Origin of the sequence: Maridesulfovibrio pacificus (SeqCode) (genome assembly GCF_048612815.1) — a bacterium.
Taxonomy (GTDB): Bacteria; Desulfobacterota; Desulfovibrionia; order Desulfovibrionales; family Desulfovibrionaceae; genus Maridesulfovibrio; species Maridesulfovibrio pacificus.
The window spans coordinates 297,569-318,743 of record NZ_JBLZNE010000001.1 but is presented as its reverse complement, the minus strand read 5'-3'; the positions used below and the strand labels follow the sequence as shown (position 1 = coordinate 318,743).

24 protein-coding genes and 5 tRNA genes are annotated in these 21,175 nt (G+C 47.0%); 9 read left to right on the top strand and 20 right to left on the bottom strand.

Annotation, left to right across the window (positions count from 1 at the left end):
• Positions 1 to 145 precede the first annotated feature (145 nt).
• The 11 genes from rplA to ACNI23_RS01565 all read right to left on the bottom strand — a co-directional run bounded on the left by rplA (position 146) and on the right by ACNI23_RS01565 (position 4,173).
• Positions 146 to 850 (bottom strand): 50S ribosomal protein L1, encoded by a 705-nt coding sequence (gene rplA, locus ACNI23_RS01615; protein WP_420246346.1) that lies wholly within the window; start codon positions 848 to 850, stop codon positions 146 to 148.
• A 16-nt stretch (positions 851 to 866) separates the two neighbouring features.
• Entirely contained in the window at positions 867 to 1,292 is a 426-nt protein-coding gene (gene rplK, locus ACNI23_RS01610) for a 50S ribosomal protein L11 (RefSeq protein ID WP_015851057.1), read from the bottom strand.
• Positions 1,293 to 1,366: 74 nt separating this feature from the next.
• Positions 1,367 to 1,927, bottom strand: coding sequence for a transcription termination/antitermination protein NusG (gene nusG, locus ACNI23_RS01605; RefSeq protein ID WP_015851056.1), 561 nt, complete (start codon positions 1,925 to 1,927; stop codon positions 1,367 to 1,369).
• 27 nt (positions 1,928 to 1,954) lie between these two features.
• Positions 1,955 to 2,206 (bottom strand): preprotein translocase subunit SecE, encoded by a 252-nt coding sequence (secE, locus tag ACNI23_RS01600; protein ID WP_320176313.1) that lies wholly within the window; start codon positions 2,204 to 2,206, stop codon positions 1,955 to 1,957.
• A gap of 20 nt (positions 2,207 to 2,226) precedes the next feature.
• Positions 2,227 to 2,303, bottom strand: a tRNA-Trp gene (locus ACNI23_RS01595).
• A gap of 15 nt (positions 2,304 to 2,318) precedes the next feature.
• On the bottom strand, positions 2,319 to 2,468 hold the full coding sequence (gene rpmG / locus ACNI23_RS01590; protein WP_015851054.1) for a 50S ribosomal protein L33: 150 nt from the start codon (positions 2,466 to 2,468) through the stop codon (positions 2,319 to 2,321).
• A 3-nt stretch (positions 2,469 to 2,471) separates the two neighbouring features.
• A complete protein-coding gene (gene tuf / locus ACNI23_RS01585) occupies positions 2,472 to 3,665 on the bottom strand; it encodes an elongation factor Tu (protein WP_420246345.1) in 1,194 nt (397 codons plus the stop codon).
• Positions 3,666 to 3,735: 70 nt separating this feature from the next.
• Positions 3,736 to 3,811 (bottom strand) — tRNA-Thr (locus tag ACNI23_RS01580).
• 44 nt (positions 3,812 to 3,855) lie between these two features.
• Positions 3,856 to 3,931 (bottom strand) — tRNA-Gly (locus ACNI23_RS01575).
• 59 nt (positions 3,932 to 3,990) lie between these two features.
• Positions 3,991 to 4,075: transfer RNA gene (locus tag ACNI23_RS01570), tRNA-Tyr, on the bottom strand.
• 22 nt (positions 4,076 to 4,097) lie between these two features.
• Positions 4,098 to 4,173 (bottom strand) — tRNA-Thr (locus ACNI23_RS01565).
• A 316-nt stretch (positions 4,174 to 4,489) separates the two neighbouring features.
• Between ACNI23_RS01565 and ACNI23_RS01560 the strand changes: the two genes are divergently transcribed.
• From ACNI23_RS01560 to ACNI23_RS01550, 3 genes are all read left to right on the top strand, one after another.
• Entirely contained in the window at positions 4,490 to 5,461 is a 972-nt protein-coding gene (locus ACNI23_RS01560; RefSeq protein ID WP_420246343.1) for a tRNA dihydrouridine synthase, read from the top strand.
• A gap of 101 nt (positions 5,462 to 5,562) precedes the next feature.
• A complete protein-coding gene (locus tag ACNI23_RS01555) occupies positions 5,563 to 6,510 on the top strand; it encodes a chemotaxis protein (RefSeq protein WP_420246342.1) in 948 nt (315 codons plus the stop codon).
• Positions 6,511 to 6,527: 17 nt separating this feature from the next.
• Entirely contained in the window at positions 6,528 to 8,294 is a 1,767-nt protein-coding gene (locus ACNI23_RS01550) for a chloride channel protein (RefSeq protein WP_420246340.1), read from the top strand.
• A 2-nt stretch (positions 8,295 to 8,296) separates the two neighbouring features.
• Here ACNI23_RS01550 and ACNI23_RS01545 read toward each other — a convergent pair whose 3' ends face one another.
• The 4 genes from ACNI23_RS01545 to ACNI23_RS01530 form a co-directional block, all read right to left on the bottom strand.
• Positions 8,297 to 9,547 carry an EAL domain-containing protein gene (locus tag ACNI23_RS01545; RefSeq protein ID WP_420246339.1) on the bottom strand — a complete coding sequence of 417 codons (1,251 nt, stop codon included), beginning with the start codon at positions 9,545 to 9,547 and terminating at the stop codon, positions 8,297 to 8,299.
• 124 nt (positions 9,548 to 9,671) lie between these two features.
• Positions 9,672 to 10,679, bottom strand: coding sequence for a hydrogenase expression/formation protein HypE (gene hypE, locus ACNI23_RS01540; RefSeq protein WP_420246337.1), 1,008 nt, complete (start codon positions 10,677 to 10,679; stop codon positions 9,672 to 9,674).
• Position 10,680: 1 nt separating this feature from the next.
• Positions 10,681 to 11,775: a hydrogenase formation protein HypD gene (gene hypD / locus ACNI23_RS01535; protein ID WP_420246336.1), complete on the bottom strand. Its 1,095-nt coding sequence runs from the start codon at positions 11,773 to 11,775 to the stop codon at positions 10,681 to 10,683.
• Positions 11,776 to 11,980: 205 nt separating this feature from the next.
• Positions 11,981 to 12,346, bottom strand: a complete 366-nt coding sequence (locus ACNI23_RS01530; RefSeq protein ID WP_420246335.1) for a response regulator — start codon at positions 12,344 to 12,346, stop codon at positions 11,981 to 11,983.
• Between the two features lie 190 nt (positions 12,347 to 12,536).
• On the opposite strand from ACNI23_RS01530, the gene ACNI23_RS01525 reads away from it, so the two are divergent.
• Positions 12,537 to 13,487, top strand: coding sequence for a chemotaxis protein (locus tag ACNI23_RS01525; protein WP_420246333.1), 951 nt, complete (start codon positions 12,537 to 12,539; stop codon positions 13,485 to 13,487).
• Between the two features lie 148 nt (positions 13,488 to 13,635).
• A complete protein-coding gene (locus tag ACNI23_RS01520; protein WP_420246332.1) occupies positions 13,636 to 13,962 on the top strand; it encodes a hypothetical protein in 327 nt (108 codons plus the stop codon).
• A gap of 129 nt (positions 13,963 to 14,091) precedes the next feature.
• Here the strand turns inward: ACNI23_RS01520 and ACNI23_RS01515 are convergent, their stop codons facing one another.
• From ACNI23_RS01515 to ACNI23_RS01495, 5 genes are all read right to left on the bottom strand, one after another.
• Positions 14,092 to 14,301, bottom strand: coding sequence for a cold-shock protein (locus tag ACNI23_RS01515; RefSeq protein ID WP_420246330.1), 210 nt, complete (start codon positions 14,299 to 14,301; stop codon positions 14,092 to 14,094).
• 43 nt (positions 14,302 to 14,344) lie between these two features.
• Positions 14,345 to 14,563, bottom strand: a complete 219-nt coding sequence (infA, locus tag ACNI23_RS01510) for a translation initiation factor IF-1 (protein ID WP_015851042.1) — start codon at positions 14,561 to 14,563, stop codon at positions 14,345 to 14,347.
• Positions 14,564 to 14,681: 118 nt separating this feature from the next.
• Positions 14,682 to 16,277: a GTPase HflX gene (hflX, locus tag ACNI23_RS01505; RefSeq protein ID WP_420246328.1), complete on the bottom strand. Its 1,596-nt coding sequence runs from the start codon at positions 16,275 to 16,277 to the stop codon at positions 14,682 to 14,684.
• A gap of 181 nt (positions 16,278 to 16,458) precedes the next feature.
• On the bottom strand, positions 16,459 to 17,058 hold the full coding sequence (locus tag ACNI23_RS01500) for an IMP cyclohydrolase (RefSeq protein WP_420246327.1): 600 nt from the start codon (positions 17,056 to 17,058) through the stop codon (positions 16,459 to 16,461).
• Positions 17,059 to 17,228: 170 nt separating this feature from the next.
• The gene (locus tag ACNI23_RS01495; protein ID WP_420246326.1) at positions 17,229 to 17,783 is read right to left on the bottom strand and encodes a tetratricopeptide repeat protein; all 555 of its coding nucleotides are present in this window, start codon (positions 17,781 to 17,783) and stop codon (positions 17,229 to 17,231) included.
• A gap of 316 nt (positions 17,784 to 18,099) precedes the next feature.
• On the opposite strand from ACNI23_RS01495, the gene flgB reads away from it, so the two are divergent.
• From flgB to fliF, 4 genes are all read left to right on the top strand, one after another.
• Positions 18,100 to 18,510 (top strand): flagellar basal body rod protein FlgB, encoded by a 411-nt coding sequence (gene flgB, locus ACNI23_RS01490; RefSeq protein ID WP_420246325.1) that lies wholly within the window; start codon positions 18,100 to 18,102, stop codon positions 18,508 to 18,510.
• A complete protein-coding gene (flgC, locus tag ACNI23_RS01485; protein WP_420246323.1) occupies positions 18,510 to 18,953 on the top strand; it encodes a flagellar basal body rod protein FlgC in 444 nt (147 codons plus the stop codon). Before flgB ends, flgC begins: the two co-directional genes overlap by 1 nt.
• A gap of 54 nt (positions 18,954 to 19,007) precedes the next feature.
• The gene (fliE, locus tag ACNI23_RS01480; protein ID WP_420246322.1) at positions 19,008 to 19,334 is read left to right on the top strand and encodes a flagellar hook-basal body complex protein FliE; all 327 of its coding nucleotides are present in this window, start codon (positions 19,008 to 19,010) and stop codon (positions 19,332 to 19,334) included.
• Positions 19,335 to 19,569: 235 nt separating this feature from the next.
• Positions 19,570 to 21,174 (top strand): flagellar basal-body MS-ring/collar protein FliF, encoded by a 1,605-nt coding sequence (fliF, locus tag ACNI23_RS01475; RefSeq protein WP_420246320.1) that lies wholly within the window; start codon positions 19,570 to 19,572, stop codon positions 21,172 to 21,174.
• Position 21,175 lies beyond the last annotated feature (1 nt).

Here is a 21,175-nt window from a genome sequence, read left to right as displayed (position 1 = left end):
TAACACTCCTAATGATTTGACCCGGAAAGCAAGTCAAAGTGTTGTCTAAGCAGGTAATTAAGGGACCATCCCACCTGCCGTCTTCGACTAAACTTCCCGTGTATTTATTACATCATGGCCGCCCTTGCGGGCGGCCATGATGTTTTTAGGACTCTGAGTATTTTCTCGCTGCCAGCGGATCAATCTTGAAACCGGGTCCCATGGTGGTAGCTACGGCAACAGCCTTCATGTAGGTACCTTTTGCAGAAGAGGGTTTCAATTTGTACACTGTTTCCAGCAGAGCTTTAAGGTTTTCAAGAAGCTTTTCAGCTCCAAAGGAAACCTTACCGATGGGCGCATGCAGAACACCGGCCTTATCGACCTTGAATTCTACGCGTCCAGCTTTTACTTCTTTAACGGCAGAAGCCACATCAAAAGTAACGGTGCCGGTCTTAGCGTTAGGCATCAGACCACGAGGTCCGAGCACACGGCCGATCTGACCGACTTTAGCCATCATGTCAGGAGTTGCAATAGCTTTATCGAAATCGAGCCATCCGTCCTTAACTTTGGCAACCAAGTCATCGCCACCGACAAAGTCAGCGCCGGCTTCTTTGGCTTCCGCTTCTTTTTCCCCGCTCACGAAGCAAGCTACGCGAATTTCCTTACCAAGACCGTTGGGCAGGGTTACTGCGCCGCGGATCATCTGGTCGGAGTATTTGGGGTCTACGCCGAGGTTGATGGCAACATCAACAGTCTCGTCGAACTTGGCATATGCCTTTTCTACAGCAGAAGCTACCGCCTGTTCAACGGTCAGACCGATCTGTTCGGTACCTTCTGTTGCTTTTCTGTATTTTTTTCCGTGCTTAGGCATGATCTATTCCCCTTACCTATTCTGTGACTTCAATGCCCATACTGCGGGCTGTTCCCATGATGGATTTCATGGCAGCTTCAGTATCGGCAGCGGTCAGGTCGGGAGCCTTAAGCTCAGCAATTTCTTTAACCTGAGCTTTAGTGACTTTACCGACCTTGTTCTTGTTAGGCTCGCCGGAACCTTTCTGCAGCTTTGCAGCCTTAAGCAGGAGGGTGGATGCCGGCGGAGTCTTGGTAATGAAGGAAAAGGACCTGTCCTGGTAGACAGTGATGATCACCGGAATGATCATGCCCTTCTGATCCTGCGTCTTGGCGTTGAACGCCTTGCAGAATTCCATTATATTTACACCGTGCTGACCGAGTGCAGGACCGACCGGTGGGGACGGATTTGCAGAGCCAGCAGGTATCTGAAGCTTGATTTTGCCTATTTCTTTCTTGGCCATCGCTTTATGTCCTATATTAAATTCCAGTGAGGGTACTCACTGTCGGAAATGAATATGCAGCAGTGCGGTCAGGACTACCCTTTGGTTACCTGAACGAAGTCCAGTTCCACCGGGGTCTGGCGGCCGAAAATGGAGACTGACACCCGAAGCTTGCCTTTGTCGTAGTTAACATCTTCTACAACGCCGTTGAAACCGCTGAACGGTCCATCAATAACCCTGACTTCATCGCCACGATCAAAGTTGAACTTAGGTCTCGGCTGTTCCTGACGATCTTCCATCAGGCTCAGGATTTTGGCTGCTTCGCTGTCGCGCATTGGAGTCGGGCGGTTTTTGCCACCGATGAATCCGGTAACACGAGGAATAGACTGGATGAGATGCCATGATTCATCCTCCATGATCATTTTGATCATGACATAACCCGGATAAAATTTCCGGGTAGATGTTCTTTTTTCCCCTTTAACCAGCTCGACAACTTTTTCCGTAGGGACGACAACTTCTTCGATCAGTCCATTGTCCTGACCAGTTCTCATCATCTCACGGACAGTCTGCTCAACCCGCTGTTCAAAACCTGAATAGGTATGAACAATGTACCAACGGGCCTTCCTTCCCTGAGGTTTTTCAGCGTCTGCGTTCATGGAGCTCTTTCCTTTTCTACGGGTTATTTAAGACAGGATTGCCTCAACAAGTTTGCTGAGACCCATGTCAACAACACCCAGAAAAAGCGACATGACTACGACAAGGACCAAGACGGCGGTACAGGTCTGTATAGTCTCTTTCTGAGTAGGCCATACGACCTTCTTGATTTCGACCTTGGACTGCTCAAAGAACTCGGTAAACTGTTTAATCTTGCTACCGGCACCCTGAGTTTCAGCCTTAGCCTGAACTCCCGCACCTTTATTTTTTTTCTTGGCCATATTGATTCCCATAAATGAAGTGGCAGGCCAGGAGGGATTCGAACCCCCAGCATTCGGTTTTGGAGACCGACGTTCTAGCCGTTGGAACTACTGGCCTGCTTATTTATAGAAACTACTTGGACTCTCTGTGAAGAGTATGCTTCTTATCAAAAGGGCAATACTTTTTCAGCTCGATACGACCAGTAGTATTCTTCTTGTTCTTCATCGTCGAATAGTTACGACGCTTACACTCGGTGCACTGCATCTGAACTTTGACACGCATGTCTTACTCCAGAATTTCAGTAACAACTCCTGCGCCTACGGTACGGCCACCTTCGCGAATAGCGAAGCGCAGACCCGGATCCATAGCGATGGGGTTGATCATTTCAACGTTGAAGGTGGCGTTATCGCCAGGCATAACCATTTCAACGCCTTCGTCGAGGGTAACTACACCGGTGATGTCAGTTGTACGGAAGTAGAACTGAGGACGGTAGCCAGAGAAGAAAGGAGTGTGACGTCCACCTTCGTCTTTGGACAGAACGTAAACTTCTGCCTTGAACTTGGTGTGAGGGTTGATGGAACCGGGAGCAGAAAGAACCTGGCCACGCTCAACTTCTTCACGCTTGATACCACGAAGGAGAACACCAACGTTGTCACCAGCCTGACCCTGGTCGAGGAGCTTACGGAACATTTCAACACCAGTACAAGTAGTCTTAGTGGTGTCTCTGATACCAACGATTTCTACTTCTTCACCAACTTTAACTACACCGCGCTCAACACGACCGGTAACAACGGTACCACGACCGGAGATGGAGAAAACGTCTTCAATGGGCATGAGGAAAGGTTTGTCGATGTCACGCTCGGGCTCTTCAATGTAGGAGTCACAAGCTGCGAGGAGATCGAGGATGGGCTTAGCTGCATCTTCGTCCGCGCTTTCGCACTCGAGAGCTTTAAGAGCGGAACCCTGGATAACGGGAAGATCGTCACCGGGGAAGTCGTAGGAAGAAAGAAGTTCACGAACTTCCATTTCTACGAGCTCGAGGAGTTCTTCATCATCAACCATGTCGCACTTGTTCAGGAATACAACGATTCCGGGAACACCAACCTGACGAGCGAGCAGGATGTGCTCACGAGTCTGAGGCATGGGACCGTCAGTAGCAGCAACAACGAGGATTGCGCCGTCCATCTGAGCAGCACCAGTGATCATGTTTTTGATGTAGTCAGCGTGACCGGGGCAGTCTACGTGAGCGTAGTGACGTGCTTCGGTTTCGTATTCTACGTGAGCGGTAGCAATGGTGATACCGCGTTCTTTTTCTTCAGGAGCTTTGTCGATTTCGTCGAAAGCTACGTAGTCGCCGTTACCAGCAAGACCAGCGATCTTGGTGATAGCAGCAGTCAGAGTGGTTTTACCGTGGTCAATGTGACCAATGGTACCGATATTAACATGAGGCTTACCGCGTTCAAATTTAGCCTTACCCATGATAAATCCCCCTAAAATAAATAGAGTTTTTAATGATTTAAAGCGTCAAAGGTCATACTACACAAATGTATGGAGCCCACGACCGGACTTGAACCGGTGACCTCTTCCTTACCAAGGAAGTGCTCTACCGACTGAGCTACGTGGGCATCCTTTATTAAACGCGCAGGAATGGACTAGGGTAAGTTCATTATGGAGCGGGAAACGGGATTCGAACCCGCAACCCTCAGCTTGGAAGGCTGATGCTCTAGCCGTTGAGCTATTCCCGCACCCTATGTCCGTAGTTTAACAGCAGGCCTACCTGCCTCCTACAGCGCGATTATCTAAGTGGTGGTGGGGGGAGGATTCGAACCTCCGAAGGCGTTGCCGACAGATTTACAGTCTGTTCCCTTTGGCCACTCGGGAACCCCACCACTATATATTGTTGTTCTACACTGGAGCTGGCGATGGGACTTGAACCCGCAACCTGCTGATTACAAATCAGCTGCTCTACCAATTGAGCTACGCCAGCCCTCGTGAGCGAATCTTTCTACAAGCTCTGTTTTCAAATTGCAAGAACTTTTTTGAACTTTTTTCAAATCAATTCTCGGTTTGAAAACTTCGTTGAACTCGAGATCCGCCGAAGCAACGAAGCGGGGTTTAAATGGAAATCGCCTTTGAAGTCAACACCTTTTTTCAACTTTTTTTAATTTTTTCGAAAATAACCAACGTAGTATATGCTACAAACGCAGGCAGGTTTTGACTTTGCGGACGTTTGGACGTAATTCACTGCCCTCGGCACTTATTGCCGGACAAACAAAGAACTTAAGATTCTCAGGTACAAAAACATGAAATCACTTCCAATAAGTCCAGATAAACCTTGGCTGGCACCCTTAGCCGGATATTCAGACCTGCCCTTTCGCATGCTGTGCCGCAAACGGGGATGCGCCGTTGCCTGCACAGAGATGGTAAGCGTCAAGGGATTAAAATATGACGGTAAAGGGACCCAAGCCCTGCTCGCCACCTGCCCGGAAGACAATCCACTGGTTGTCCAGCTATTCGGCGGGGAGCCGCAAGACTATTCAGACACTATGCCCCAACTGATAGATGAGGGCTACTCTTTTTTTGATTTAAACTCAGGCTGCCCGGTCAAGAAAGTGCTCAAAACAGGAGGCGGCTCTGCCCTTCATCTTGATCCTGACCGTTTGGTTGAGACGGCATCCGCTATGGTTCGCGTTGCAGGCGAAGGTAAGGTCGGAGTTAAGATCAGACTCGGTTTTATGGACGGTGAGGATAACTACCTTGAAATAGCTAAGCGACTTGAGGATGCGGGGGTAGCATGGCTTACAATGCATCCACGCTATGCAAAACAGATGTTCTCAGGGCAGGCAGATTGGTCCAAACTCGCAGTATTGAAACAAAATGTTTCCATACCAGTGATAGGCAGTGGCGATCTTTTTACTGCAGAAGATGGAATGGAATGCATCAAGCAAACCGGCATAGACGGCATCATGTTTGCGCGCGGAGCTCTTTTTGATCCTGAGATATTTGCCCGCTATCTTAAACTACTCAATGATCCTCAATGCGCGACTCTGCCCCCTTTTGATCTTGGAAAGACCATGGAAGAGCATATCAATATGACCAGAGATTTTGACGGCAGCAATCGCTCTTTCAGGAAAATAAGATCTATCCTTCCCCGCTATGCTAAGGGAATGGACGGCATACGAGCCATCAGAAGCAAACTGACGGCCTGCGAGAACTGGGAAGAACTCCTGGAAGCTGCACGCGAAGTATCCACTCTTACTCGGGACCGTTGCTAATCATTTATTTTTTTTAAGCGATTGTTGACGATAACACTATTTAAAGCGTAATATACGTATTGTAATCGAATTACAGAATCTGAATTTAATCGGAGAGACAAATGGCTCAGACTGATATTTTACTTGAAGCCGGTACTAATGAACTAGAAATCGTTGAATTCTGGCTTGAAGAAGAACCGCGCGAAGAAGGCGAAGGCAATTATCGCGGATTTTATGGCGTAAACGTTGCTAAGGTTCTGGAAATCATCAGAATTCCTGACAAAATAACAAAACTTCCTAAGGTTGCGCACCCTGCGATCATGGGAACTTTTAACCTGCGAAACAAAGTCATCCCCCTTGTGGACCTGAGTCACTGGCTCAAAAAACCGCGCGTTGAAACTGAACCTCCCAAAGTAATTGTTACAGAATTCAACAACGTCTCTTCTGCTTTCCTCGTTTCCGGAGTAACAAGAATTCACAGGATCAGCTGGGAAAAGGTTGAAGCTCCTTCTAATTATGTATCTTCTCTCTCCGAAGACTCAATTACAGGAGTTGTTAAGTTTGAAGACAGAATATCTCTGATCCTCGACCTCGAAAAAATCGTAGCAGAGCTTAACCCTGCTCTTGGGCTGAAGCTTGATGATTCTATCGACTGGGCCAATCACGCTGGCTACAAAGCCATCATCGCAGATGATTCTACCCTGATACGGGAAATGCTCTTCGAAATGATGGTCCGGGCTAAGTTTTCTGTTGAAATGGCAAATACCGGGCGTTCCTGCTGGGACAAACTGCAAGAATACAAACAGCGTTCAATTGAGGAAGAACGGCCCATAACCGACTTCGTCAATGTAGTTATCTCTGACATTGAAATGCCGGTTATGGACGGACACAACCTTACTGTGCGCATTAAGGCCGACGAAGTCTTGAAGCAATTACCTGTAATCCTTTTCTCCTCAATCATTACCGATAAGCTTCGCCACAAAGGGGAATCTGTCGGTGCTGACGACCAGATCTCAAAGCCTGAGGTTACCCAACTGGCACAACGCGCCATTGCTCTGATTGAAAAATAAAACGGACGGAAATCGACATGGTTTCCCTTTCCGATTCCAAAACTAAAAAACGTACTGGAAACTCTATCAATCCGAGGGTCCAGTACGTTTTACTTATGTTTTTTTCTGTGGCTATCGGTATGGCTGCGGCAAGCGGTGCTTTCCTCTTTCGCTGGTTGATTGAAAATTTCCAGCACCTATTCTGGGCCAGCGGTAACTCTTTCCTCGATATGGCAGCCAATTCTCCATGGTGGCTGGTTCTTTTCCTTCCCTGCATAGGCGGACTTATCGCCGGGGTGATTATCACCAACTGGGCCCCTGAAGCTCAAGGACCGGGAGTACCCGAAGTAATAAAAGCACTGGCGGTACAGGGCGGGGTAATACGCCACCGCATCACTTTTATTAAAGCGTTAGTTACCAGCCTTCTCATTGGATGCGGTGCCTCTGTTGGACGTGAAGGGCCTGTTGTTCAGATAGGAGCTTCCCTTGGATCCTCAGCGGCAAGAATATTCCGCCTTGACCCGTCAATGCTTCCGGTTTGTGTTGCATCTGGTGCGGCAGCAGGAATTGCGGCAACTTTTAATGCCCCTTTAACAGGGACTTTATTTGCCATTGAAATCCTGCTGCTGGATACTGAAATGTCCTACGTCAGCCACATAATTGTCGCATCAGTAACAGCATCCGCCCTCTCAAAATTTTTCTGGGGAGACTTCCCCACCTTCGATGCGCCTAAATTTATTTTCAGTAATTTCGAAGAACTAATAATCTTCTTTCTGCTCGGAATCCTGGCAGGGCTGGTCTCCCTTGCTTTTGTAAAAATGATAAGGCTTTGCGAATTTACTTTTGAACATATCCCTGTTCCCGGCTGGGTAAAACCCGGTATTGGGGGGCTGATCCTCGGCGCAATGGCACTTAAAATTCCTGCAGTACTCGGCGTAGGTTATGAAGCTGTAAATATGGGTTTGACAGGAGTCCTGCCCCTTGACCTAGCCATTCTATTACTAGGGGCCAAGCTTGTTGCCACTTCCCTTTGTATCGGATCAGGAATGAGTGGCGGTATTTTCGCTCCCTCACTGGTTTTAGGAGCGACCCTAGGGGTATCGGTCAGCTCGACCATTAATATTATTTTCCCCGAACTAGCCCTTACGCATGGACAATATGCACTCGTCGGCATGGGAACAGTTGTGGCCGGAACCACCCTCGCGCCCATTACTGCAGTACTCACTATTTTTGAGCTGACGTACTCATATAAGATAATCCTTCCCATGATGGTGGGTTGCATCACCAGTGCGCTGGTAGTCCGCGTACTAAAAGGCTACTCTGTTTATGAAGCAAAATTGTTGCGTCAGGGCATTAATATTATACGCGGCCATGACGAGTCGGTTATGGTAAATGTTCCGATACAGGAAGTAATGGAAACAGAATTTGATTACCTGCGTACCACAGACAGCCTCAAAAAGGCTGTCGAAATGGTATTAGACTCTGAATTCCCGCATTTTCCGGTTCTGAATGACGACAACAAACTTGTCGGAATCCTGACCCTGCGTGACATGCGTGCATTTCTCAAAAATGCACAAGATTTAAAAGGAGGAGCAGAAATAGTGGACACCCTGATGGTCCGCACCGTTGTATCGCTTTCTGTAAACTCAAACCTCAAGGAAGCCATTATTATATTCGAAAGGACCGGGGTTTCCTTCTTACCGCTTGTCAATCAAGATGAAACCGTAGCCGGAATTATTAAATCCAAAGACACCATGAATATTTTCCGCCAAAAACGATACAAGAATAGAATTCTTTCTTCCTAGATCTAATCCTTTACGTCGTCCGGCGCAGCATTTACATATTCAAGAACCAAAATCATACCCCGTCGGCTGCCTTCCTTGTAATAAAATCCTGCCAGAAAATTATATTTCTCACAGCAAAGAGCGTCAGGACTGCGCTCCCCTGCTGATTTTTCAAATCCTGAATTCAAATGGGTAAAATAATCCTGAGAACTGTGATCACTTCCCACCACCGAAGGAAGAACACGCAGGCCAAAAGGATCAGCAGCCTTTCCTGCCAAACGTTTGCTTCGCTGCTTACCAGAACTATCTAAAATATAAACAGAAACAATAGAATCATTCTTTTTAACCAATTCTTCAAGAACTCTATTCATATCCCCATCGCCTTCCTGCTGCAAACGGGTCATCGTGCTTTTGAGCAGCAAATGCGAATCTCTAAATTTTTCACGCTCATTCTCGGATTTGAGTTTCATATCACCATTTACAGAGCGACTTATCCGGTTAATCTTACTCTTAAACGAATCTTCTTTGCCTTCAGCTTCGCCGCTGTATGAATAAAAATATCCCTGTTGCATATAAAATCCACTTTGCATCAAGGAAACTGCTTCCAATTCAGTTTCTACACCCTTTGCTACCGGTACAACACCACAATGGGAAAACATCGCCGCAATTAAAGCCAGCTTCTTCTTTATTCTTATTGATTTCTCAATTCCTTCGTAAAATTTGCGGTCAATCTTAACAAAGTCAGGCTTGATTATATGCAACCGATCCATACAATCGAAAGAGGGGACGGCATTATCAACGCATAACCGATATCCTTTCTCACGGACATCTTGTATCATCTCTAGCGGTGGGTTTTCTTTAAGCTGAGCTGCATCCATTTCAAAAACAATCATTCTAGGGGAATACTTATACAGTTCGGCAAGTTGATGCGGGCCACGTTCTTTATCTTCTGCACGGGAATATACCCCGCAATTAATATTCAGGTATAAGAGCATGTCGCTGTATTTTTCATACAGGGGTTTGTAGGACTCAAGACTCTTCTTAAGGCATAACTCTTCTACCTTAAGCTGTGCTTGAATCGGTAGCGAGGAATTAAAAAGGCAACCGGGTGAGGCAATTGTTTCGCCCTTTTCATCAACTCCACGCGCAAAAGCCTCGAAGCCAACTACGGCGCGAGATAAAAGAGACACAACCGGCTGAAATAATATAGTAAGACCATCTTCAGTGACAACTTTACTAATGGCTGTAATACAACTTTTAATATCGGCTTCCACGTTACACTCCTATGATTTTGATCTGACTATAGCACGATACGGGTAACATATAACACCATATTTTTTATAAAAAAAAGGCTTCCCCATCGGGGAAGCCTTTGAAGTTCCGACTAAATATTTTTTCTTAACAGATGCGGGGCAACTGCTCACCTTCCAACATATTAAGCAATCTTTTACCACCAAGCGGGGTAACAAGGATTACCTTGCCCGGATTAGCATCTGTGATTGTACCTACCTGACAGGCATCTTTACCCAAATCATCTGCACGCATAATTTCAAGGGCCTGTTCAGCATATTCCTGCGGTAAAATGCACAAGAATTTACCCTCGTTAGCAAGATACAGGGGATCAAGTCCAAGAAAGGAACAGCCGCCAGCTACTTCAGGAAGGACCGGAATGGTAGATTCTTCCAGTTCACAACAGACATTTGAGGAAACGGTTATTTCATTCAATGTGGTTGCCAATCCGCCACGGGTCGGATCACGCAGGACATGGATATCCGGAATTTCCTGCACCAGTTTGACTAAAAGATGATTCAGAGCAGCGCTGTCACTTTTTACATTGGATTCAAGGGATAGGCCTTCACGGGTTCCGAGAATGGTCAGCCCGTGATCGCCCATGGTACCACTGACAAGAACAGCATCACCAACAGCTGCGCGGTCTCCACTGGGAGCAGGATCAGCAATAATCTCGCCGACCCCGGTAGTATTGATAAAAATTTTATCAACCATACCCTTAGGAACAACCTTGGTATCGCCGGTAACAATATTAACCCCGGCATGCCTGCAGGCTTCACCCATGGATTTCACGATCTTTTCCAGATCATCCATAGGCAGACCTTCTTCAATAATATAAGCACAGGTCATGTAGCGGGGAATTGCGCCTAGCATAGCCACATCATTCACTGTCCCGTGGACGGCCAGCGATCCGATATTACCACCGGGAAAAAAGATCGGATCAACAGTGAAACTGTCAGTACTCATTGAAATCTGCCCTTTCAAATTCAACGTGGCAGCATCATTGAGCCTTTCCAGTTCATCATTGGCAAAATGCTTGAGAAAAAGTTCTGAAATCAGCCTCTGGGAAGCCCTTCCACCGGAACCGTAATCGAGTAAAACTTTATCTGAGGACATATTAATCTACTTTGTATTTGAAGTAAGCGGCACAGCTGCCTTCAGTTGAAACCATACAGGGGCCTACCGGTTTGGCCGGAGTACAAGCCTTGCCGAACAGAGGACATTTTTCAGGAGTCATCTTACCCTTCAAAACTTCCCCGCATTTACAACCTTTGAGGGGCGGACATTCACCAATGTTGAGATCGAAAACTTTCTTGGCATCATATTTTTCAAACTCTGTCCGAAATTCAAGTCCGCTGCCGGGAATCATTCCGATACCGCGCCACAGAGCATCTGACTCCTCAAAAACCTGATACATAACTTCGACTGCTTTGGGGTTGCCATTTTCAGAAACACCGCGAACGTACTGGTTCTGAATGGCCGGATGATCTTCCCCGGATGCTCGGACCATCATCAATAATGCCTGTAGAATATCAACAGGATCAAAACCGGTTACGACAGAAGGCTTACCGTATTTCTCTCCGATAAAATCATAAGGATGGACTCCGATAACAGTAGAAACGTGGCCGGGCAGGATAAATCCGTCAATACATGTTTCCGGATCGGAAATCAGAACATCCAGCGCAGGCGGAACCAACTTATGAAATGAAAGCACTTTAAAATTTTCGAGTCCCTGCTGCTGCGCCATAAGCACTGTGGCTGCAATGGTCGGAGCAGTTGTTTCAAAGCCCACCCCTAAAAAGACAACCGTACTGTCAGGATTGTTCCGCGCAAGCTCCAAAGCATCGAAAGGAGAGTAAATGATCTCCACCCGTGCCCCGTCTGCCTGGGCATTTTTCAAACAGTGCCCTTTGTCGCCGGGAACCTTGATCAAATCGCCGAAGGTAGCAACGATAACCCCGTCCTTCCCTGCGAGGTCCAGAAAAGCATTTACCTCGGACTCATGGGTAACACACACAGGACAACCGGGCCCACTGAGGTGGACAACCTCTTTCGGCAGGACCGAATGCAGCCCGCTGCGAAAAATGGAAACAGTATGTGTTCCGCAGACCTCCATGAACCGTATTTCTCCATCCAGCTCGTCCCGCAAACAAGCCAGAAGTTCCTTGCACAGTCCAGGGTCGTTAAATTTATCCAAAATCTCAAGCGACAAGGAGCACCCCCAAAGTTAACATTTCCACACACAGGTTATACTTTTAGCGCACAGATATAACCTTGTTATTCATAAAGCTTTTGTTCTCATTATACCCAATCACGTTTACTAACAAGTCCGTTAGGGCGGATATTTCAAGCTATCAAAAAAGGCCCCGCCAAAAATGACGGAGCCTTAATAAAATCGACATACAGAAAGCTGAATGTTATTTCAAACAGCGGTTAATAACCTCGTTAAATTCTTCTTTATCAATAGGTTTGGGCAGGAAATATGTTGCCCCAAGCGCTAATAAATTGGAAATATCCGAGACCCCGACCACAGCGGACATAATCACAATAGGCAGGTCCATAAATTGAGAATCACCTCTCAGGGTTTGAACCAGCTGACGTCCATCCATTTCCGGCATCATTATGTCTGTAACCAACACATCAAAATGGTTCTCAGCTTTCAATGCTTCATAAGCGTGTTTACCGTGAGGGCTGACAAAAGAAACGTGTCCCAGATCAGCAACAAACCTGGCGGCAAGCTTTTGGGAGATCTTATCGTCTTCAGCAATCAATATTTTATACATGGATCCCTCTTCATTTTATTTACCTATTCTCAACTGACTAAGCTAAATAAGCCATATTTGTAAAGAACTATCCATTATCAAAAAGAAATACATTCCGTCCAAAATTTATGGACCTGAACTTTCTAATATTGTAACTTACTAGAATAAGAACTTAAACATCTTTAATATAATTTTTTCAGGAGCCACTATCATGGCAAAGACAGAAATCCTGCTCGAGACCGGCACCAATGAGCTCGAAATTCTTGAATTTTATATTGACCTACCCGCATCAGAAGATGGCCCGGAAGAAAGATGCCATTTTGGTGTCAACGTTGCCAAAGTCATGCAGGTAATTGAAAGCCCTGATCTCGAACATCCCGAGTCGGCTGAACATCCTTGCTTTATGGGAACAATTCCCCTGCGTAATCATATTCTCCCTGTACTGGACCTTGCAGTATGGCTGGGAATGGAGCGCAAGAAGCAAAAATACGACATCGTTATTGTGACTGAATTCAGCCAGACCGTTTCAGGTTTTCAGGTCAGCGGGGTAACTGAAATCCATCGTGTCGGATGGCAACAAGTTCTTTCGCCTGACAAGTTCATGAGCAGTTACGACGACAGTTGTATTGTAGGAATAGTTGAGCGCGAGGATCGATTCATCCAATTACTGGACCTCGAATCCATACTTGCCGACCTTGATCCTACTCTCGGTGGTGATTTCGATGCTCCATCCGCAGTTGCAACCGAGGCATACAATGTTTTGGTCTGCGACGACTCGCCCACCATCCGGGCCATGCTTGAAAGAAGCCTTGAAAAGGCAAACTTCCGCCACACTATCGTTCATAATGGCGAGGAAGCCAGAAACACCCTGCAAAACATCAAAGATGTTGCCAAACAGCAAAACCGCCCAATAAAGGATTACGTTGAAATAGTAGTGTCAGACATTGAAATGCCGCTAATGGATGGATTCACCCTTACCAAATGGATCAGGGATGATCAGGACCTTAAAGACCTGCCTATCATTCTCTACTCTTCTATTATCACTAAAGAACTGCGCCACAAAGGTGAATCCGTAGGTGCAGATGAGCAGATTTCAAAACCGGATTTGCACTTACTGCCGGAAAAAGCAATCAAGCTCATTGAAAGTCGTAAGCCCCATTAGCAGGATAGCCTCTTTTTGAAACCCAGACATAAACGGTTCGCAATTATGTGAACCGTTTTTTGTTGCATGAATCCAAATGTAGCAATATCTTCCTATTTCGGAATGGTATTCAACTAAAAAAACTATCCCCTTCACAGAGGAGATTTATATGGAAGACGTAAGAGTTTACGGAGATGTCCATGGCTTATCCGAAGAAGACTTCGAAGATATTAAAATGGAGTTGCCGTTTGAAAAAATTGTCTACAAGGATAAAGTGTTAAACGTTGATTTCGAAGGACATTACATCGATATCGATGACTTTCTCGAAGAGATGGTAAAACGCTTGCCCTCCAAAGGATGGGCAAAGGTAGATTTCATCGACCACGTAGAATGGAAGCTGACCCGCTACGAAATCGAGAACAACAAGATGACCTCGCGTGTTGTCAACGTAGACGCAGTATTAGAACCCACGAAAAACGAAGCCGGCCAGAGATAAGAAAGTAGTGTTTAAAAATTACAAAAACTTTCATCTGGCTTTCCAAAGAACTCACAAACAACTGCTATAAACAATTAAGCCCGCCTGTTTCTCAACAGACGGGCTTAAAATTTATATGAATTGAATCTACTAGTAATTAATAATTCGAACAGCAGTTGCTTTGGGGGCCGTGTCTTCATCTATCACTTCGAAGACAACTTTCTCACCAACATTCAAGGTCTTGAATCCATCACGATGCACTTCTGAATAATGGACATAGATATCCCTTCCGGCTTCATCCACAATAAAGCCGAATCCTTTGATATCGTTGAACCAGCTGACTACCCCTTTTGCACTCATAAAAACCTCATCAGTCGGAACAAGACTGAAAGCTGCGCATAAATTATTTCATGCGGAAGGTAATCCGCCCTCGAGTAAGGTCATATGGCGAAAGCTCTACCTTAACTCTGTCTCCCGGCAGGATTCGTATATAATGCTTACGCATTTTGCCGGAAATATGTCCTAAAATTACATGCCCGTTTTCAAGCTCAACCTTAAACATAGCATTAGGCAATGCTTCCTGAACTATGCCCTCTACTTCAATACCTTCTTCCTTAGCCATGGCAACCTCCGCCAACAACTGCTTCTGAAAAAAATTAGTACTGCTGTTGTTTAAACATTTTTTACTAATTTACAGGTATTAATGCAATAAGGAAAGAACTTAACGAGTAGGCCCGGTCTTAAAATTTATGCCCGAGCCTATCGATGGCGTTGAGAATTTCTTCTACCAGAACATTCAGCGAACGGCGTTCCACTGCGCTGGACGGAATGCCCTGCGGATAAGTGTTACGCATCAGTTCACGTTGTTCATCATCAAGCTTATCCCACTTGTTGAGCACGAGAATGGTCACCACATCATCGAGTTTCATGTCGGCAACGATATTATTTACCGCTGCTATCTGCTCATCCACTTCCGGATGTGAAGAATCGCAAACGTGCAGCAGTACGTCCGCAGCTTCCAATTCTTCGAGAGTCGCCCGGAAAGCTTCCTTCAATTCCTTGGGTAATTGACGGATGAATCCAACGGTATCAGTGAGAATCAGTTCCTGCTCACGCGGGAAACGAATGCGTCTGCTGGTAGGATCAAGAGTCGCGAAGAGCTTGTCTTCAGCCAGCACTCCGCTGTTGGTCAGAGTGTTGAGCAAGGTGGATTTACCGGCGTTGGTATAACCGACCAGAGAAACAACCGGAACCCCGGCCCGTGCACGGCGTTCACGGGTGAAGCCGCGCTGGCGGCTGACTTTTTTAAGCTCATTACCCAACTTGGTCAGCTTGTCTTTAATACGGCGACGGTCGATTTCCAATTTTGTTTCACCGGGTCCCCGACCGCCGATACCACCCATGAGTCTGGACATGGCCCGGTTCTTACCTACAAGACGGGGCATGGTATATTTCAGCTGCGCCATTTCCACCTGCAGTTTACCCGCGCGGGTGGTAGCGTGCTGAGCAAAAATATCAAGGATCAACTGCGTACGGTCAAGAATCTTCCGCTCAGTCAGTTTGGCAAGGTTACGCATCTGGGCGGCAGAAAGTTCCTGGTCAAAAAGGATCACTTCCGCGTCCGCCTGCAAGGCAATAACTTCAAGTTCAGCCAGCTTACCTTTCCCCATAATGAATTTGGGATTGAGCTTACGGATACGCTGGACCAGTCGTCCTTCCACCTTCAGTCCCGCAGTATCGGCAAGATCTTCCAGTTCATCAAGGGAGCGTTCCTGCACGGACTTGGGATCCTGTGAGACACTGATCACGATGGCCCGCTCACGTTTATCCGTTGTATCGCGGGTCCGGTCTGCACGACGAAATTCATCTTCAAGAGCTTTAATCTGAGCCGGTAGGTCCATATCCGCACGGTCCCACCGGACGGGTGGCAACTGTTCATAGGGCTTTGAACCAGCTCCGGGAGGAAGCAGATATGCATATTGAACGAAATCAGGCTCGCCATGAGGATCGGAAGCAATAACACTGACGCTATCCAGACGCAGGAAAACCATATCCATAAGGTCTTCCTCGGACAGGTTTTCTCCGGAAATATGAGTATGCAGGAGCCTTAAACCGCGCAAACGCCCTTCGGCCTGACGGGCTCTGGGCAATTCGGGAATATAGATTGAACCCGGATCACCGACCAGAATCATTTCCGGCTTGCCCTGCCTGTTAATCAACAGACCAATCTGGCGTCCGATTTCATGACTGAGAAAAGAGAGCTCACGGGCCTGCTCGTTGGTGAACCCGTTGGGTTCATTGTAACGGCGGTCCGCAAGACGGTTGATGCGTTTCAACTCACTGGGCTTAAGCCCCTGAGTATTACCTTTGGCTTTAAGAGCTATGGTAGTTCTCCAAGTATTTTGCCTCCGGCGGCTTAAACCTTTTATTAGGCTTCGCCACTTTTGAAGCTGAATTGTCTTATCTTATAATAAAGAGAAACGGGATGCCATATAAATGACATCCCGCTATTGAAAACTAAGCGTCGTGATCTGCCAGATATTTGGCGATCATGGAATCGTATTCAGAAACAAGCGCAAAAGTTTCCGCGGCGAGGTCTTTTCTCAGGGCGAGAGAAACCTTGCCGTCGTTCTTTTTCATGTCTTCAAGAATACGGGGGTAATGTACCGGACTGGGGACAACCAGAACAGAATGGAAATTCTTGGCTGAAGCACGCAACATAGTAGGACCGCCGATGTCGATCTGCTCGACAGCGTTCTTCAGATCCTGCCCTTCGCTAACAGCCTTGGCAAAATTGTAAAGGTTAACGCAAACCATATCGATAGTCTCGATTCCATGTTCATCAAGAGTCGACAGGTGTTCAGGATTATCCTTGTCCGCAAGAATACCACCATGCACGCTGGGGTGCAGGGTCTTTACGCGGCCGCCCATGATTTCAGGAAAACCGGTAACTTCACTTACAGACTTAACCTCAAGTCCGGCATCAAGAAGCATTTTTCTTGTGCCGCCGGTGCTGATGAGTTCCACACCGAAGCCAGCCAACTCAGCCGCAAATTCAGCAAGACCGGATTTATCAGTAACACTGAGCACTCCGCGCTTTACAGGCAACATATCCATAACACATCTCCAGATTATTGTTTTTGTGGAGTTGTGCCGGATTTACGCCGTAAAGGCAAGTTCCGGACCGCACCTTTCTCGCCGGTAGTTGGTCCCCGCTCCCGAACCACACGTACAGGAACGGGACCAACCGGGAGGGGAGTCGGCTATATATAAAGGATCTGTGTGAGCTAAATCTGGCTCATCAGTTCCTTAGCCGCTTCATTTGCGGGATCCTTTTCAAGGATCATTTCAAGCTGCTCGACTGCCTTATCCTTCTGCTCCATGCAGATATAAAGACCTGCGAGGGAGTAGCGGACTTCATGCTTCTCGGGATCAACTTCGAGGAACCTCTCGAGGAAAGGAATAGCTTCAGCCATTCTTTCAGCCTCGTGACCGATCCTGATGATGCCGAAAAGCGCAACCATGTTGCTGATGTTGATGTCGAGAGCCTGAGAAAAGTTTTCAAAAGCTTCATCCTGACGGGAGGTTTCCATCTGAATCAAGCCCATACCGGCAAAGCTCTTATCAGTAGCTTCTACCTGATGTGCCTTTTCGTACAGGGACATTGCGGCGTCATATTCACCGCGTTGAACCGCGATGGTAGCAAGCCCGATGTAAGGATCGGGATGCACGCCGTTGGAGCCGGCTGCCTTCTTGTAGTAATCTTCAGCCTTATCCAGTTCGCCCATGAACAGATAACACTCACCGAGTTCCTTGTTAATTTCATAATCTAAATGACTCATAATTCCCCTCCGGAAATTTTATTTACCGCAAGACAATCCAAAGCGGCATTTTTTTCGACCCCTCGGGGCCTGCCAAACTTAATGCACACAGCGTGCCAAAACACAAACCGACATTACTACATTATAAAAGAGAATAAATACTGTGTGCCCGATTTCCGACACCAACCTGCCCACCCTTTCATATGCCATATTTTTAACCATAAATATCGAACACTTATATAAATGGAACGCCTTTTGCTAACAACAAACCAAATGAAATCATCAATAGTTTCCGACCCAGAAGGGAACCGGGAAATTTTTGCAGGAGGATATAAACATGAAAGGACTTTTCGGAAGCCACATCCAATTGACAGGTAAAGTACTCGACCTGAGATTACAGCGTCAAAACCTTGTCTCCTCCAATCTGGCTAACGTCAACACCCCGGGCTACAAGGAGAAGCGTCTTGAATTTGAAGAAGACCTTCAAAAAGCCATGAACCTTGATGCTAAAGGCAAAATGACCAAGACCAGCAAGATGCACATCCCCACAACTTTCGATGCAAACAAATTTCAGGGAGACGTTCTCTCCAAATTCGAACCCCGAGTTATTCACGGTGAAAACCGGGTCGATATGGATAAAGAGATGGTCGCCATGGCGAAAAACACTCTTTACTACAATGCCCTCTCCCAGGTTATAGGGAAAAGTTTTCAGGGCATGACCAAAATCATTCAGGAAGGAGCTAGGTAATGAACTTCTTCACAGCACTTGATATCGGAGCTTCAGGGCTCAAAGCCCAAAGGGAGTATCTGAACGTTGTGTCCATGAACATGGCAAACGCCAAGACAACACGTACAGCCGAAGGCGGACCCTATCGCCGCAAAAGTGTTTCCATGGAGTCAAGCCCTGTTCTCTCTCCTTTTGAAACTGCCATGAACCAGCAGCTCAACCAGCAGCTCCGGGGTGTAACTGTCCGAGGCATCGTTTCCGACACCCGCCCTTTTAAAGAGGTTTATGAGCCCAACCATCCTGATGCGGATAAGAAGGGAATTGTCAGATATCCGGACATCAACGTGGTTGAAGAAATGGTTAACATGATCAGCATCAGCAGATCTTACGAAGCCAATGCGCAAGCAGTGGACTCCGCCAAACGGATGTTCAACCGTGCATTGAGAATTGGAATGGGCCAGTAATAAGCGGCTGCCCCAGAACGACGGATTTCCGACTTTCGAAAAAAGGAGCAAGACATGTCTATCAAAAACGTAGCAATGCAGGCATACACCAATGCCATCCAGAACCAGCAGAAGTTCGACAAAAAGTTCGACAAGACCATGGACCTTAACAAGGCCGAGCCGAACACTTTTTCCGAAACCCTGACTGACTCAATTAAAAGCGTTAACGATCTTCAAGGCCAGAAAAAGCAGATGATCGAAGAATTTGCTTCCGGCAAAACCCAGAACGTTCACGAATTGATGATTTCATTACAGAAAGCCAGCGTTGCCATGACCATGACCAGTACTGTACGCACCAAAGTTATGACTGCGTATCAGGAAGTCATGAAAATGCCTTTCTAATTCTGACATAGCCGCTCCTTTATCTGTCTTGCAAATATTGCTACCACGAGCCCCTGCTACGAGGGGTCTCGTGGTAGCTTTCCTATATCATTCGCATTGACATTATTTTGTCATCCTCCCTCACCACATCGCCAAACACCAAAAAAAACACCTCTCAAACTACTGATTTAAATGATGTTTTCAGCAGTGGACCACTATTTGCTTGAACAAATGAAAAATCGTCAGGAGTTTAAGTATGCCAAATTTCATCGTTGAGTACCTGGGTAAATTTCAGACCTTCTGGTCCGACCGAACTGTTTCGCAGAGAATTATGATCGGTGGACTTGCGGCCACAGTCGTAATTGTCTTCATCCTCATGGTTTTCTGGCTCAACCAGACAGAATACCGTGTTCTCTACACCAAACTGTACGCTGAAGATGCTTCCCGTGTTGTTTCCATCCTGCAATCCACCAAAGAGCCATATAAAATTCAGGATAACGGCTCTACCATTTTGGTTCCTGCAGACAAGGTATATGACCTGCGTCTGAAAATTGCCGGAGAAGGAGCCCTTCACGGGCAGGGAATCGGTTATGAAATTTTCGATGAGGTCCAGATCGGGCAGACAGACTTCATCCAGCGGATCAACTACCAGCGAGCTCTGCAGGGCGAACTGGCCAGAACAATCAGCGAGTTCCCGCAGGTTGAGCGCGCCAGAGTCCATCTGGTACTGCCAGCGAAATCCCTTTTTATTGAAGAACAGGTTGAGCCCTCTGCTTCCGTAGTACTTAAACTCAAAGATGGCGAAAAACTTGCCGACAAGCAGATCAAAGGCGTTCTTAACCTTGTAGTAATGTCTGTTGAAGGCTTGAAGCCTGCGCATGTCACCATTACTGATATGCGCGGACAGGTCCTCTACCAGCCTGAAGATGACGGCGGACTGGGACTGAACATCACCAACAGCCAGCTCGAATACAAATCCGGCCTTGAATCCAAGATTGAACAGCGCATCCAGCGTCTGCTCATGCCCATCGTAGGCCCGGACAAAGTAATTGCCAAAGTCAACGCGGATCTCGACTTCAGACAGCGCACCATTAAGACAGAAGCATACGACCCTGACGGTCAGGTTGCACGTTCTGAACAGACCAGCGAAGAAACTACCCGCGGAACCGCCAACGTTGACGGCGGCGTGCCCGAAGCAAACTTCAGAGGTGACGGTTTCACCGGAACTGCTACCACTCAGGATTCAGCTCGTGAAACTCGTACAACCAACTATGAAATCAACAAAGAAGAACAGCAGATCATCGTCCCCGTGGGCGAACTCAAGCGCCTTAGCGTAGCTGTTATCGTTGACGGAACTTATGCAAAGGACCCTGACACAGGTGAAATGACCTATGTACCCCGCTCTGAAGAAGAAATGCAGCGCATCCGGGAACTGGTCAGCTCAGCTGTCGGTTATGACGAAGTACGCGGCGACATCGTTGAGGTTTCCAATATGTCCTTCGGTATACAGGATATGTTCGGTGACGAAGGCCTCATGCGCACCATGCTCGAATACGCTCAACGCCTCGGTAAACCTTTCCTTAACGGCCTGCTGATCTTCCTCTTCCTGATACTGGTTGTACGCCCGGTAATCATGGCCCTGATCAAGCCCCGTGTGGCTGAAGAAGAAATTGACGAAGTTGCCGGTCTGCCGGAAGCAGGCGAAAGACTCGCAATTGATGAAAGTGACCTTGACGAAGAGGCTCTTGATACGGCACGTAGACTGGAGAACGCCAAGGCTCAGGCTCTGCAACTTTCGGAAAAGAACATGGATCAGGCTGTGCAGGTGCTGAAGAGCTGGCTGAAGCAGGAGGCAGCTTAAA